Origin of the sequence: Paraburkholderia sp. JHI2823 (assembly GCF_038900695.1) — a bacterium.
Lineage (GTDB): Bacteria > Pseudomonadota > Gammaproteobacteria > Burkholderiales > Burkholderiaceae > Paraburkholderia > Paraburkholderia mimosarum.
On the sequence record NZ_JAYMRY010000003.1, the window covers coordinates 49,646 to 64,277 of the forward strand.

10 protein-coding genes are annotated in these 14,632 nt (G+C 64.6%); 8 read left to right on the forward strand and 2 right to left on the reverse strand.

Annotated elements, in window-relative coordinates; translation table 11 throughout:
- The first annotated feature begins 21 nt into the window (after window positions 1-21).
- A complete protein-coding gene (locus tag VSR34_RS04670) occupies window positions 22-1,488 on the forward strand; it encodes an oligosaccharide flippase family protein (RefSeq protein WP_342961980.1) in 1,467 nt (488 codons plus the stop codon).
- Window positions 1,485-3,962, forward strand: a complete 2,478-nt coding sequence (locus tag VSR34_RS04675) for a glycosyltransferase family 4 protein (RefSeq protein ID WP_342961981.1) — start codon at window positions 1,485-1,487, stop codon at window positions 3,960-3,962. The genes VSR34_RS04670 and VSR34_RS04675 overlap by 4 nt, the downstream gene beginning before the upstream one ends.
- A 611-nt stretch (window positions 3,963-4,573) precedes the next feature.
- Here the strand turns inward: VSR34_RS04675 and VSR34_RS04680 are convergent.
- Window positions 4,574-5,734 (reverse strand): acyltransferase, encoded by a 1,161-nt coding sequence (locus tag VSR34_RS04680; RefSeq protein WP_342961982.1) that lies wholly within the window; start codon window positions 5,732-5,734, stop codon window positions 4,574-4,576.
- A 226-nt stretch (window positions 5,735-5,960) separates the two neighbouring features.
- Here VSR34_RS04680 and VSR34_RS04685 point away from each other — a divergent pair, with 226 nt between their 5' ends.
- From VSR34_RS04685 to VSR34_RS04700, 4 genes are all read left to right on the forward strand, one after another.
- Window positions 5,961-6,104 (forward strand): hypothetical protein, encoded by a 144-nt coding sequence (locus VSR34_RS04685; protein ID WP_167334407.1) that lies wholly within the window; start codon window positions 5,961-5,963, stop codon window positions 6,102-6,104.
- A gap of 271 nt (window positions 6,105-6,375) precedes the next feature.
- Window positions 6,376-7,266 carry a UTP--glucose-1-phosphate uridylyltransferase GalU gene (galU, locus tag VSR34_RS04690; protein WP_028210375.1) on the forward strand — a complete coding sequence of 297 codons (891 nt, stop codon included), beginning with the start codon at window positions 6,376-6,378 and terminating at the stop codon, window positions 7,264-7,266.
- A gap of 574 nt (window positions 7,267-7,840) precedes the next feature.
- Window positions 7,841-9,511, forward strand: coding sequence for a S53 family peptidase (locus VSR34_RS04695; protein ID WP_342961983.1), 1,671 nt, complete (start codon window positions 7,841-7,843; stop codon window positions 9,509-9,511).
- Between the two features lie 95 nt (window positions 9,512-9,606).
- A complete protein-coding gene (locus VSR34_RS04700) occupies window positions 9,607-11,289 on the forward strand; it encodes a peptidase S1 (protein ID WP_342961984.1) in 1,683 nt (560 codons plus the stop codon).
- A 25-nt stretch (window positions 11,290-11,314) separates the two neighbouring features.
- Here the strand turns inward: VSR34_RS04700 and VSR34_RS04705 are convergent, their stop codons facing one another.
- On the reverse strand, window positions 11,315-11,839 hold the full coding sequence (locus tag VSR34_RS04705; RefSeq protein ID WP_036018016.1) for a nucleoside 2-deoxyribosyltransferase: 525 nt from the start codon (window positions 11,837-11,839) through the stop codon (window positions 11,315-11,317).
- A 345-nt stretch (window positions 11,840-12,184) separates the two neighbouring features.
- Here VSR34_RS04705 and VSR34_RS04710 point away from each other — a divergent pair, with 345 nt between their 5' ends.
- Together VSR34_RS04710 and VSR34_RS04715 are read left to right on the forward strand one after the other, a co-directional pair.
- Window positions 12,185-13,090 (forward strand): transporter substrate-binding domain-containing protein, encoded by a 906-nt coding sequence (locus VSR34_RS04710; protein ID WP_342961985.1) that lies wholly within the window; start codon window positions 12,185-12,187, stop codon window positions 13,088-13,090.
- A gap of 165 nt (window positions 13,091-13,255) precedes the next feature.
- Complete coding sequence (locus VSR34_RS04715) at window positions 13,256-14,497, forward strand: FAD-dependent oxidoreductase (RefSeq protein WP_028210373.1); 1,242 nt, start codon at window positions 13,256-13,258, stop codon at window positions 14,495-14,497.
- The last annotated feature ends 135 nt before the right edge of the window (window positions 14,498-14,632 follow it).

A 14,632-nucleotide genomic window follows, 5' to 3' on the forward strand; every position in this document is an offset into this window, starting at 1 on the left:
GGCCACGCAACTGGATAGCCAATGGACAAAGGAATACTGCGTAACGTCGCCATCAATCTGTTCGGTCTCGTGATGCCGACCTTCGTGTCGCTCGTCACGGTGCCTTCGTATATCCGCCTCCTCGGCGTCGAGCGCTATGGCGTGATCGCACTCGTGTGGACCCTGATCGGCTACTTCAGCGTGCTCGATCTCGGCATGAGCATGGCCGCGCAGAACCAGATCTCGAAAGCGTATGCGTCGAACGACGCCGACGCCTGCGAGCGTGTGTTCTGGAGCGCCTTCTGGCTCAACTTCACGACCGGCGCGATTGGCGGCCTGCTCATCTATTCGGGCGGCGCGCTCTATACCGCGTATTTCACGCACATCACGCCCGAATTGCGCCACGAGGTCTATCTCGCGCTGCCCTGGCTCGCCGTCGCGATTCCGCTCGCGAATGTCTCGTGGGTGTTCGCGGGCGCGATCAACGGCGCGGAGCGCTTCGGGATTTACAACACGAATCAGACGATCGGCACGTTCCTGTTCCAGCTGCTGCCGCTCGGCGCCGCCTGGGCGTTTGCACCGAATCTGCAAACCGTGCTGGCCGCCGCCGTGTTCGCGCGTTTTGCGGCGGCCGTGCTGCTCGGCCGCTCGGCGTTGCGCGTGCTGGGGATCCGGAAGATGCGCGGGCCGCGCCTCGATACCACCAAGGCACTATTCAATTTCGGCGGGTGGATGCTCATTGCGAGCATCACCACGATGATCGCCGATTCGCTCGACCGGATGATGCTGGGCGCGGGCCTCGGCGCGCGCTTCGTGACTTACTACACGGTGCCGCAGAACCTCGTCACGCGTTTGAACATGGTGCCCAACGCACTCGTGCGCACGCTGTTTCCGCGCCTTTCGGCGCTGGGTCGCGAGCATGCCGATGAAATCGCCGCACAGTCGCTGCAATTCCTCAATGCCGTGTTCACGCCCATCGGCATCGGTGCGATCGTCGTGCTTCAGCCTTTCCTGCAGATGTGGGTGGGGCCCGTGATTGCCGAGCATGGCGCACCGGTCGGGCGTGTGTTGATCATCGCCGTCTGGCTCGTCGGGCAGGCGAGCGTGACGCGCATTCTCATCCAGTCGCAGAACAACCCTGCCGCCGCCGCGCGCGTGGGGCTCGTGGAGCTGCCGCTCTTCGCGGGGATCCTGTGGCTCGGCATTGCGCGTTTCGGCTTGCCGGGCGCGGCTGCCGCCGTGCTGCTTCGCGCACTGTTCGATTACGTCGTGCTGTTGTGGCTCTCGCGTATTCACAGCCGCACGATCATCGTCGACATGTTCGCACACCTGAGTTTTCTCGCTGCCGCGCTGGCGATTGCGTGGTGGCTGCCCGACGCGCTGTACGCCATCGGCGCCGGTGTCGTGCTCGCGCTCGCCAACGCGGTGTGGTCGGTCGCGACCACGCCCATGCTGCGCGGCTACGCCCGTTCCCTTCTCTTTCGATTGAATTCACGGAAAAGCGCATGAGTCACGAACTGATCGACGAAGCGGCGCCGCCCGAAAGCGCCGCCGCGCCCATTCAACGGCGCGACGCCACGAAACCGCGACGCTCCGAAACGGGCGCCGTCATGCCCCTGCGCCCGGCGCTCGCGGCAGGCCGCGCGCCGCGCGTCGCCGTCGTGCACGACTGGCTCGTCACCTATGCCGGCGCCGAGCGCGTGCTCGAGCAGATCCTTGCCTGCTTTCCGGAGGCGGACCTGTTTTCGGTCGTCGACTTCGTCGATTCCAAAGACCGCGCGTTCCTGCGCGGCAAGCGGGCCACGACGTCGTTCATCCAGAAGCTGCCCGGCGCGCGCAAGCGCTATCGCGCCTATTTGCCGTTCATGCCGCTCGCCATCGAGCAGCTCGACGTATCGGGCTACGACGTGGTGATATCGAGCAGCCACGCGGTGGCCAAGGGCGTCCTGACCGGGCCGGACCAGTTCCATATCAGCTACGTGCATTCGCCGATCCGCTATGCGTGGGATCTTCAGCATCAGTATTTGCAGGAGTCGAGCCTCACGCGCGGGCCGAAGTCGATGCTCGCGCGCCTCATCCTCCACTACATCCGCAACTGGGACGTCCGCACGGCGAATTCGGTGGACCAGTTCGTGGCGAACTCGGAGTTCATCGCGCGGCGCATCCAGAAGGTGTATCAGCGCCAGGCCGAAGTGGTCTATCCGCCCGTGGATATCGACGCATTCGAGCTGGAAGCGCGGAAGGAAGACTTCTACATGACCGCCTCGCGGCTCGTGCCGTACAAGAAGATCGACCTGATCGTCGAGGCGTTCGCGCGCATGCCGCAGCGCCGGCTCGTGGTGATCGGCGATGGGCCCGACATGCACAAGGTGCGCGCGAAGGCGACACCGAACGTCGAAGTGCTTGGCTATCAGCCGTTCGCAGTTCTGCACGACCGTATGCGGCGCGCGAAGGCATTTGTGTTCGCGGCCGAGGAAGACTTCGGCATTTCCGTGGTCGAGGCGCAGGCATGCGGCACGCCTGTGATCGCGTTCGGCAAGGGCGGCGCGCTCGAAACGGTGCGCGACACGGACACGTGCCCCACGGGTCTCTTCTTCGAGGAGCAAACGGCGGACGCGATCATCGCGGCCGTCGATTCGTTTGAAAGCGATCCAGGCCGGTTTCGCGCCGAGGATTGCCGCGCGAACGCGGAGCGCTTCTCGTCTGCGCATTTTCGCGAGCAGTTCTTTGCACGTGTGGCGCGGGCGGTTCCCGCGATCTCGCAGTCGGGTTCCGCGCGCGGCGCGCCGCCGTTCGAGTTCGATGATGAAACGACGGACGCGCCGCGCGTGCTTGCGATCGACCAGAGCGGCGTGCTGGGCGGCGCGGAGCTTTCGCTGCTGGAGGTGGTGAAGGGATTGCGTTCGCGCGTGGACGTGCTGCTCTTCAACGACGGCCCCTTCAGGGAGGCGCTCGACAAGGCTGGCGCGCGCGTGGAAGTGCTCGATTCAGGCGCGTTGAGCAATGTGCGCCGCGACGGCGGCGCCGCGCCGCGCCTGGGCGTGCTTGCGGGCATTGCCGCACTGGTGCGCGAGACGCGCCGCCGCGCGCGCAAAGCCGACGTGCTCTACGCCAACACGCAGCGCGCCATGGTGATCGGCGTGCTCGCGGGCAAGCTCGCGCGCAAGCCGGTGGTCTGGCACCTGCGCGATATCGTGAGCGCAGAGCATTTCGGGCGCGTGCAACGCGCCGTCATCAAGGTATGTGCGAAGCTTGGGCTCGCGCACGTGATTGCGAACTCGCACGCTTCGGCGAAGGTGTTTTCGCAGCTCACGCGCTTTGACGCGAAGCGCATCGACGTCGTGCATAACGGTGTGGATGATTCGCCGTTCCGCGCGCTCGCGCGCGTGCCTCAGGTGCAATTGCGCGCGCAGATCGGGTTGCCGGAGGACGCGTTCCTCGTTGGCGCGTTCAGCCGTCTCGCGCGCTGGAAGGGTCAGCATGTGCTGCTCGAAGCGCTGCTCGAGGAGCCGCGTGCGCATGCGGTGTTCGTTGGTGCGCCGCTGTTCGGTGAGGACGCTTATGCCGCCGAGTTGCGTGCGTTCGTCGAAGCGAACGGGCTGCAGGAGCGGGTGCATTTCCTTGGCTTTCGCCATGACATCGCGGCGTGCATGCGTGCCGTGGATGTCGTCGCGCATACGTCGATTACGCCCGAGCCGTTTGGGCGAGTGGTGGTGGAAGGCATGCTGGCTCAGCGGCCGGTCGTCGCCTCGCGCGATGGTGGGGTGACGGAGATCGTCGAGCATGGTGAGAGCGGGTGGCTCTGCGCGCCGGGCGACGCCGGGGAGTTGGCTGCGGCGATCGCGAAGCTGCACGACGATGTGGCGTTGCGGGAAGGGCTCGCTGTGAGGGGGCTCGCGGTTGCACGTGAGCGCTTTGGCAGGCAGCGGTATGTCGATGCGGTCGAGCGGGTGCTCGATGATGTTGCTGCGCGGGCTAAATGATGGTCACGGGTTTTCGGGTTTCCTGAGTGTTTTGGTCCGTTGCCGTTTTGGCCTTTGGGCCTTGCTTGTTTTCGCGTCGGTATGCAAGCGTTGCCCCTGTGCGGGGCGGCACCTACTTTCTTTGCCGCGGCAAAGAAAGTAGGCAAAGAAAGCCGCTCAAACCGCCAGCGCCAGCCACCATTCACCTCTCGCCGTAAATGGTGAATGGCTCCGGAGCGTCCGTCACCACTCGCCCACAAACGGAGTGACAAGGCGCTCATCCTTCCGGCGGCGCTCCGCGCCCCGAAGGGCATAACCAAAACATTGGGGCGCGTGTGTTCTCGCGAACGCGCACCATCCGGTTTCCCTTGTAGACCCTTCCGCAGCGCGCGTAGCGAGCAGCGGGATGAATGAGCGCCTTGTCACTGGCTTTGAGGGTGCGAGGTGACAGACGCTCCGGAGCCATTCACCATTTACGACGAGAGGTGAATGGTGGCAGGCATTGGCGGTGTGAGCGGCTTTCTTTGCCTACTTTCTTTGCCGCGGCAAAGAAAGTAGGTGCCGCCCCGCACAGGGGCAACGCTAACAGACCGACGCGAATACAAGGAAAGGCCAAAACAGCACCGAACCGATCAAGCCCGAACCCGCTTCCTGAGCCGCGCAGCGGCAAGAAGCGCTGGACGCTCGAAGAGTTGATAGAACACCCAGGCAATCGGCAGCACGGCGATCGTGAACCCAAACGAGGCCCAGATCGACGTTTGCAGTTCGGAGCGAAACAGCAGCGATCCGAGCAAGACGAAGAGCGGCAAATGAATCAGATACAGCGAGTAGCTGAACTCGCCGAGCTTCGCGAAGAGTGCCAGCAGCACGCCGCGAGACCGAGCCGCAGGCCGGCCAAGCGCCTTGACGAGATAGCAGGCGAACGCGCAAGCCCAGAGCTGGAATGCGCCGAACTGGCCGAAGTGAAATGCCGCGCAACCGGCTACAGCGAATAGCGCCGCTGCAGGATAGGCGAAGCGATAGCCATAAGACCCGCGCAAGCGCACTTCGGCAATCCAGACGCCGAGCATCCACGAGAACCAGTACGACGCGAACACAACGATGTCGTGCCGTTCGAGCGTCAACGCGGAAGCCACGTTGACGAGTGCAACGGCGACAAGCACTGCATTCAGGCCGAATCGGCGTCGCGCGGCGAAGACGAGCGGATAGAGCAGATAGAACTGCACTTCGAGAGAAAGCGTCCAGAGCGCGCCGTTGGAGCCATACGTCTTGCCAGCCACGCCTTGCAGCGAGAACAGGTTGACGAAGAAATCGCGCGCGCCGATGGCGTTGATCTTGTGACTGACCGGGAGCAGCGTAAGACTGATCGAATCGGCGGCCAGCGTCAGCAGCAGCGCGGGGAGCAGCACCGGATAGATGCGCACGAAGCGGCGCAGCCAGAACTGCCGCGCGTCGAGCCGGAAACCGGGGTTCGAAAAGAGCCGCGCGGCGCCGCTGCGGTGAATGCAATAGCCGCTGATCACGAAGAAAATCGGCACGCCCGCCGATCCCCATGCGACGGGGAACGTAAGCCACGCAGCGATGGTGCCAGGACTGGCGAGGCTCGCGTTCAGCTGGTGAAATGCACCCATGCCGATCCAGGTCACCTGGCGGCAATGGAAATAGGCCACCAGCAGGGCCGCGAAGCCGCGCAAGCCGTCGATCAGGTGGTCGCCGGCATGCTCGCGCGCCGCCGCGACTGGCCTTGCCGACGTGCCAGCAGTCGCGGCGGGCAGGGCGGATGCGGGTGCCATGGCAGTGTGGAGTGCAGGGTCGCTCATCGGTGTCGGCCAGTCCGTGGGAAGAGTACCCGACGATCTTAGGGGCGCCCGCGCGAGCGAAACGAGCAAAAGATTTTCAAAATGTATTCGCGCCGTCAATGGAAATAGAGAAGAAAATGTCATAAAAGAAAAGACGGTTTATTTATGGAATTTGGAATGATATTTTGGATGTGATCGACTATGGTCGCTGGAGAATCCGATGAACCTGCACTTGCTGGCCGGTGTGGCCGTGCTGTTGATACTGGTGGGGGTGTCCGCGTATCGCGAGGCCTTGCGCAACGAGCCTATACGGCGCGCCCGCACGCGATCAGGCGCCTTGCCGCCCGCCGACGAAGTCGAGTAGACTTCGTCCGACACGACGCGCCATTGACAGCGAAACGCGGCAACGCATACAACAACGCTCGAATCCGGATCGCGGAATTCATGCCGATTATTCGAAATGAATGGCAATAGTTTCCGGTTATGCGTTAAAAAAAATAAAAATATTTTTGTTGCCTTTTTGTTTTTGAAAACACAGCCATCAATACAAGCGCTGCCAAAGGCAGAACCTCGGGGAAGTCGGCCCGCCTCGCTGCGGGACCGAGACTCAAACGAACGATCTGGGAATGGACATCATGCTGAAAGTAACCAAAGCGGTATTTCCTGTTGCAGGCCTTGGGACGCGCTTTTTGCCCGCCACCAAGGCGAGTCCGAAGGAAATGCTGCCGATCGTCGACAAGCCGCTCATTCAGTACGCGGTGGAAGAGGCGATCGCTGCGGGGATTACCGAAATGATCTTCGTGACCGGCCGCAGCAAGCGCGCGATCGAAGATCATTTCGACAAGTCGTACGAGATCGAATGCGAACTCGAAGCCCGCAACAAGCAAAAGCTGCTCGACGTCGTTCGAAGCATCAAGCCGGCCAATGTGGACTGCTTCTATGTGCGGCAGGCCGAGGCGCTCGGTCTGGGCCACGCCGTACTGTGCGCGGAAAAGCTCGTTGGCGGCGCCCCGTTCGCCGTGATCCTCGCGGACGACCTGCTTTACAGCCCCACGCCGGTCATGAAGCAGCTCGTGAACACGTTCAATCACTATCACAGCTCCGTAGTGGGCGTGGAATCGATCGCGCGTGAAAACAGCGCTTCGTACGGCATCGTGGATGGCCGCGAGTGGGAAGAGGACGTGTTCAAGCTTTCGGGTATCGTCGAAAAGCCGGCGCCCGAAGTCGCGCCGTCGAATCTCGGCGTGGTGGGCCGCTACGTGCTGATGCCCACGATTTTCGAGCATCTGCGTTCGCTCAAGCCCGGCGCGGGCGGCGAGCTTCAGCTCACGGATGCCTTGCAGTCGCTGCTGACCGAAGAGCAGGTGCTCGCATACCGCTACATGGGCACGCGTTTCGACTGCGGCAGCAAGCTCGGGTACCTCAAGGCAACCGTGGAGTTCGCGCTGCGCCACCCGGAAGTGAAGGACGAATTCGAGGCCTACCTGCAAGCGCATTTGCCGGCTGCGCTGGCCGCGGCGGCGTGAGAGGCGACTGCGGGCTCCGAGCGATGCGATAACAGGCGCAGGCGCGCGCTCGCAAGGCGCGCCTGCCGGAGCGCGCATCGACCATCCAGGCAAAATCCCTGGAGAATCGCGGAGCATGCTTCGGCGAAGCGCGTCTGCAGTCGTGCGAAACGGCGAACGCGGGATAGATACTTAGTATGACTATGAAAATGCCGTATCGTCGCGACGCGCAACATGACAAAGGATAACGTTGCTGTGCGGGATGCTGGCGGTGCTTTTCGAGTGCGCTCGGGGTAACGATTTCCATGAAAGGAAACTTGAAAGTCCGTTCATCACGGCTGCCACGCGACTGCTGATCATTCGCCTCGCCGCTGCTGCCGGCGTTCGCGTGGCCGCCGGGCACGCTACGTGCTGCGCTCACCTGTTGCACCCAGCACGGGCGGGTTTCGGCCGTACGGCGGCGATGCGCCATGGATCGCCGATGTCCTGAATGGCATGCCGTGCCGGTTCGGCATGCGGAACTCGTGAGACACGCAGCGTGTCCGACCGCCAGATTCCAGACCCAGGCACCCGCTTCATCGAGGAGAAATCGGCCATGAGCAGGCACCCACCCGTGGCAGGCAGTGACCATCCCGCGCCTGCCGGCGCGCAATGCGTCGGCGCATGCGATCCGGAGGAGCATTTCGATATCGTCGTGATCCTGCGGCGCCAGGCGTCGGCTGAATTTCACGAGCTGGTGAACCGGCTCACCCGGAACGATCCCGGCGCGCAGCCGCTTTCGCGCGAGGACTATGAGCGGCGCTTCGGCGCGTCGGCGGCGGACATCGCGCGCGTCGAGCAGTTCGCGAGCGCGCACGCGCTCACCGTGGCCCGCACCGATGCCTCCTCGCGCCGCGTCGTGCTGTCGGGCACGGTGCGGCAGTACAACGCGGCATTCGGCATCGAGCTGCAACGCTACGAACATCAGGTCGACCATACCGTGCATCACTTTCGGCAGCCGAGCGGCCCCGTGCATTTGCCGGAAGACATGCATGAGGTCGTGACCGCCGTGGTGGGGCTCGACAATCGCGCGAAGGTGCAACCGCACTTTCGCATCGTTTCGCCGATTCCGGGCGTCGCGACGGAAGCGAGCGGGGCGCCCATCCGCCCGCCCATCCGCGCGGCGCGCGCCGTCACTCATTCGTTCACGCCCTTGCAACTCGCGGAGCTTTACGGCTTTCCCGCGGGCGACGGCACGGGCCAGTGCATCGCGATCATCGAGATGGGCGGCGGCTACGACACGGCCGATCTCAGCGCCTATTTCGGGGAACTGGGTGTGAGCGCGCCGCGCGTGGAAGACGTATCCGTCGATCAGGTGACGAACGCCCCGAACGGCGACCCGAACGGCCCCGACGCCGAAGTGACCCTCGACGTGGAAATCGCCGGTGCGCTGGCGCCGGGCGCGCTCATCGCGGTGTATTTCGCGCCGAACAGCGAAGCCGGCTTCGTCGATGCCGTGAGCGCCGCGCTCCACGACAGCGAGCGTAAGCCAACGGTCATCTCGATCAGCTGGGGCGCGCCGGAGTCGGCATGGTCGCAGCAATCGCTCGGCGCGCTCAACGATGCGATGCAGACGGCCGTGGCGCTCGGCGTCACCGTGTGCGCGGCCTCGGGCGACAGCGGCTCGGCCGATGGGGTGGGCGATGGCGCCGATCACGTCGACTTTCCCGCTTCCAGCCCCTATGCGCTCGGCTGCGGGGGCACGCACATCGCGGCGTCGAATGGGCGGATCAAGAGCGAAACGGTGTGGAGCAGTGGCGACAATGGCGCGACGGGCGGCGGCGTGAGCGCGACCTTCGCGCTGCCGGACTGGCAAAAGGGTTTGCGCGTCGTGCGCGGCGGCGGGGCAGGCGCGCTGGTGCGGCGCGGCGTGCCCGACGTTTCCGCCGATGCGGATCCGGCCACGGGCTACGTGGTGCGCGTGGCCGGCGCGGACACGGTGGTGGGCGGCACGAGCGCGGTAGCGCCGCTCTGGGCTGCGCTGATCGCACGCATCAACGCGGCGCGCGGCACGCCCGTCGGCTTCGCGAACGCGCGGCTCTATGCCCAGCCCAGCGCCTTCAACGACGTGACGAGCGGCAGCAACGGCGACTTCTCGGCGGCGCCCGGCTGGGACGCCTGCACGGGCCTCGGCACGCCGGTGGGCAGCAAGGTGGCGGCCGCGCTCGGCGGGGCGCAGCATGAGCGCCGTATGCAGCAGCAGCGTGACGTGACGACAGGCGGATAGAAACGCGGCGATGCGCGCGGCATGGACGCTCGAATGCGAGGTCGCATGTGCTTTCCAGGACGGTCACAAGACGGGCTCATTCGCGAGGACACGAAATGAACGACGAGGCGCAGTCCACCAACGGAAACGGCGGAAGCGGCGCGGCGCGAGCGGTGGGCCCCGAGAGCGGCAACGGCAAGCATCGCACCCAGGCCGACGAGCCGTACTTCGATCCCACGGCCTACGGCAACGGTCCCGACGACTTCGTGACCAACATGACCGAGAGCGCCGCGATCACGCATCACGCCATCCAGATCGGCAAGGAAGTCATTGCCTATACGGCGACGGCGGGCCATCTCGTGACCGTCGACCCGAGCAGTTCGCAGCCCAACGCCAGAATCTTCTACGTGGCGTTCACGAAGGACGGCGTGCAGGCGCAGGACCGTCCCGTCACGTTCTTCTACAACGGCGGGCCGGGGTCGTCTTCGGTGTTCGTGCTGCTCGGCTCGTACGCGCCCAGGCGCATCAAGACCTCGATGCCGGGCTTCACGCCGCCCGCGCCCTATGCCCTCGAAGACAATCCGGACAGCCTGCTCGACAAGAGCGACCTGGTGTTCATCAATCCGGTGGGCACGGGCTATTCGGCGGCCATCGCGCCACATCACAACCGCGACTTCTGGGGCGTGGACCAGGACGTGGATTCGCTCAAGCAGTTCGTCAAGCGCTACCTCAGCGCGAACGATCGCTGGAATTCGCCGAAGTTTCTCTACGGCGAATCGTACGGCACGGCGCGCAGCTGTGTGCTGGCCTACCGGCTGCACGAGGACGGCGTGGATCTGAACGGCATCACGCTGCAGTCTTCGATTCTCGATTACACCCAAAGCGGCAATCCCGTGGGGGCGCTGCCCACGGCGGCCGCCGATGCGTGGTACCACGAGCGCCTCGGCGTAACGCCCGCGCCGAAGGACTTGCAGGCGTTTGCCGCAGAGGTCGCGCAATTCGCGCGCACCGATTATCTTCAGGCGCTCTCGAAGTTTCCCGACGCCAACGACAAGACCATCGCGGCTACGCTCAAGACACTGTCGCAATACACGGGCATCGACACGCAAACGCTGGAGTCATGGCGTCTCGACATCGCCTCCTATGACAGCCGGGGCAACTCGCTTTTCCTCACCACGCTCATGAAAGACAAGGGCGTGGCGCTCGGCTCTTACGACGGCCGCGTGACCGCCATCGACACGGGCATTGCCGGCAACATCGATCCCAACTCGGGCGGCAACGATCCGACCATGACGGCGGTGAGCGGCGTCTATACGGCGATGTGGAACAGCTATCTCAACGAGCAGCTCAAGTTCCGCACGAACTCGTCGTTTACGGACTTGAACGACCAGGCGTTCAAGAACTGGGACTTCGGCCATATCGATCCGACCGGCGCGCAAAAGGGCGTCGACGAGCAGGGCAATATCGTGCTCTACACGGCGGGCGATCTCGCGGCGGTCATGGCGCTGAACCCGGATTTGCGCGTGCTTTCGGCGAACGGCTACTACGACTACGTCACGCCGTTCTACCAGACCGTGATCGATTTGCAGAAGATGCCGCTGCTGGACCAGAAGGTGCGCAACAACCTGAGCGCGCGCTTCTATCCGTCGGGCCACATGGTGTACCTGGATGCGGGTTCGCGCACGGCGCTCAAGGCCGATCTCGCGAAGCTCTATCAGTCCGCCGTCACGGACCAGCCCGCGGTCGCGCGCATTCGCGCACTGCAGCGCATGAACACGATGAGCGCCATGCACCACTGATGCGCCCGTGCGCGGTGGCTCGCACCTATTGCGTGCGGCCCTGCGCCATCGCTTCGAGGCAGGCGCGTGCGTCGCCCTGCACGAGGTGCGCCGCACACGCGATCATGAGGTTCACGGGCAGGCCGAAATCTTCCACCAGATAGCCGCGTTCGCACACGCGCCCTTGCGCGTCGGGCAGGGAAGGGACGCGCTCGATGAGTGCGCGCGTGTCGGACGCATAAGCCCAGATTTCCTTGCCGAGCGCGGCCGCATAGCCGATCTCGAAGGCCGTGCCCGAGTCGGGCTCGCCGGGGCCGCGGAAATCGTTCACGTTGGCCATCACGATGTCCGAGGTGCGGATCGATTCGATATTCGCGCGATAGATCCATGCGGCCTTGCGCGGCCCGTCGAGGTCCGCGGGCGCTTGCTTGTCGAGCGGATAGACGCCTTCGAAGCCAAATTCCGCACACGCGGCGACGAGGCGCGCGCCGTGCTCCAGCGCGTCGCGCCGGAAGACGTCGAAGCCGGCGAGATACACCCGCGGACGGCGGGGCAGCGGAGCGGTATTCATTGCGCTAGATTCCTCACTGGTCGGGGTTGCTTCGTCGTTCGGCGATTGTAGCGCCACCTTCCAGCGGGAGGCGCGCGCTCGCGTCTGACCGTGACTTTCCGACGATTGACGGCAATTGCTGTACCTGGGTACGATCTGCCGCTTGCTTTTTTCAATGGATGTCCGATCAAGCCCGTTTGATTCGAACTGCAAATCAATTGCCGCTCCTTGTTATTTTCATCAACGGCTTAAAACGGCTGACGCGCCTGGTATTTCCCACATATTGTGCGAAGATTCGCCATGACGACAATTAGAGGCTTTTGCGCAAGCGCGCCGGCGCGAACCAGACATGACGAGGACCCACCCATGAACCGACCGAAGCTGCCGGCGCTCGCCTGCTGGGCCATCGCGCTGGGCTTTGCGCTGCCCCAGCCGGCGGCCGCCCAGGTCGCGCAGCCCACGCTCGAAAAGGTGCGCTCGGCGAACATCATCGCCATCGGCTATCGCGAGACTTCCGTGCCGTTCTCGTACGTGGTCGGCGACAAGGTGACCGGATTTTCGCAGGACATCTGCGACAAGGTGATCGAGGCGGTCAGGGCGAAGACAAAACGGCCGGATCTGCAGGTGCGATTCATTTCCGTCACTTCGCAAAACCGCATTCCGCTCGTGCAGAACGGCACGGTGGATCTCGAGTGCGGCGTCACGACCAACCTGAAGGCGCGCCAGGCCCAGGTGACGTTTTCCAATACGTTCTTCGTCGCGACCACGCGGCTGCTCACGCGCAAGGATTCGGGCATTCACGACTTTGCGGACCTCGCGGGCAAGACGGTGCTCACCAACCAGGGCACGACGTCCGAGCGCATCTTGCGGCAAATGAACCTCGACAAGCAGATGAACATGCGCATCATCAGCGCGCGCGATTACGCCGAGGGGCGCGCGATGCTCGAAGCAGGCCGGGCGGTGGCCTACATGATGGACGACGTGCTGCTCGCGGGCACGCGCTCGCTCACGTCGAAGCCTGGCGAGTGGGTGATCGTCGGCACGCCGCAGTCATCGGAGGCGTATGCGTTCATGATGCGCAACGGCGACCCCGAATTCCGGCAACTCGTAAACGGCACGATGGCGGGACTCATGAAGAGCGGCGAGATCAATACGATCTATAAGAAGTGGTTCGAGAGCCCGGTGCCGCCGAAGGGCGCGAATTTCCAGTTCCCGATGAGCGAGCAGTTGCGCGCGCTCTATGCGACGCCGAACGACCAGGCCTTCGACTGAGCGTGGCCCGCGTGCCCGAACCGTGAGATCATCTCGTTCCTCACGCGCCGGGCGGCCCACGGTCAATAGGCACGCCGGTTGCGAGACGCGCGTATGAGCCGCAGCGGCCCATGCGCGCGATGCATCGATCAAGACGGGACAGGCGCAATACAAGCGGGAGCGGACATGCAAGAAGAGGGCAGCACGGTGGTGATCGTCGGGGCAGGGCACGCGGGCGGCAACGCGGCGGCGCTGCTGCGTCAATATGGGTTCAGCGGCCGAATCGTGCTGGTCGGCGAAGAGCCGGTGCCGCCTTATCACCGGCCGCCGCTCAGCAAGGGTTACTTGAAAGGCGAGTCCGATGTCGAGCGCCTGTGGCTCAAGCCGCGCGCGTTCTACGACGAGCAGCGCATCGACCTGAAGCTCGGCGCGAGCGCGCAGTCGCTCGACCGCGCGAGCCGCACGCTCACGCTTGCCGACGGCAGTGAGCTTCAGTACGACAAGCTGATTCTCGCGACCGGCTCCGCACCACGCGCATTGACGGTGCCGGGCCACGATCTCGCGGGCGTGATCGCGCTGCGCACGCTCGCCGACGCGGACGTGCTGCGTGAGCGCGTGAAGCCTGGCGAGAAGCTCGTCGTGATCGGCGCGGGCTATATCGGCCTCGAAGCCGCTGCGGCGGCGCGCGCGCTCGGCCACGAAGTCACCGTGCTCGAAGCTGCGCCTCGCGTGTTGGGGCGCGTGACGGGCGAGACCGTCTCCACCTTTTATGCGAACGAGCATCGCGCGCAGGGCGTGGATCTGCGGCTGAACGCGCAGATCGAGGCGCTCGTGGGCGAGCACGGCAAGCTCGCCGGCGTGAAGCTCGCCGGCGGCGAGATCGTGCCCGCCACGCTCGCGCTGGTCGGCATCGGCATCGTGCCGAACGAGGCGCTGGCAAAGGCGGCGGGCATCGTGTGCGCGAACGGCATCCAGGTGGACGACGACGCGCGCACGAGCGACCCGGACGTCTTCGCCATCGGCGATTGCGCGCACCGGCCGCTCGCGCACTATGGCCGCGCGGGACGGCTGGAAAGCGTGCACAACGCCGTGGAGCAGGCGAAGCTGGCCGCCTCGGCGATCGCCGGCAAGCCGCGCCCCGCATGCGACGCGCCGTGGTTCTGGTCCGATCAGTACGACCTCAAGCTGCAAACGGTCGGCCTGCTCGAAGGCTATGACGAGGCGATCGTGCGCGGTGACCCCGCCGCGCGCCGCTTTGCGGTGTACTACCTCAAGGACCGCGTGCTGCTGGCGGTCGATGCGGTCAGTTCGATGCCCGACTTTCTCTGCGGCAAGAAACTGGTGGGCAAGGGCGTGAAGCTCGACCTCGACGCGCTGCGCGATCCGGCCACGGACATGGGCAAGTTCGTGGCGGCGGCGCTTGCGTGAAGGGAGCAGTGGGCGGCGATGTGGACCGGCTCATCGAGAGGCGCGGCGTGAAGCATCGATCCGGACAGCGCCGAACCAGGGCGAACAAAACCTCGAACCGAACTGTCACGACTCTCGGCTAGAATGCGAACGCGG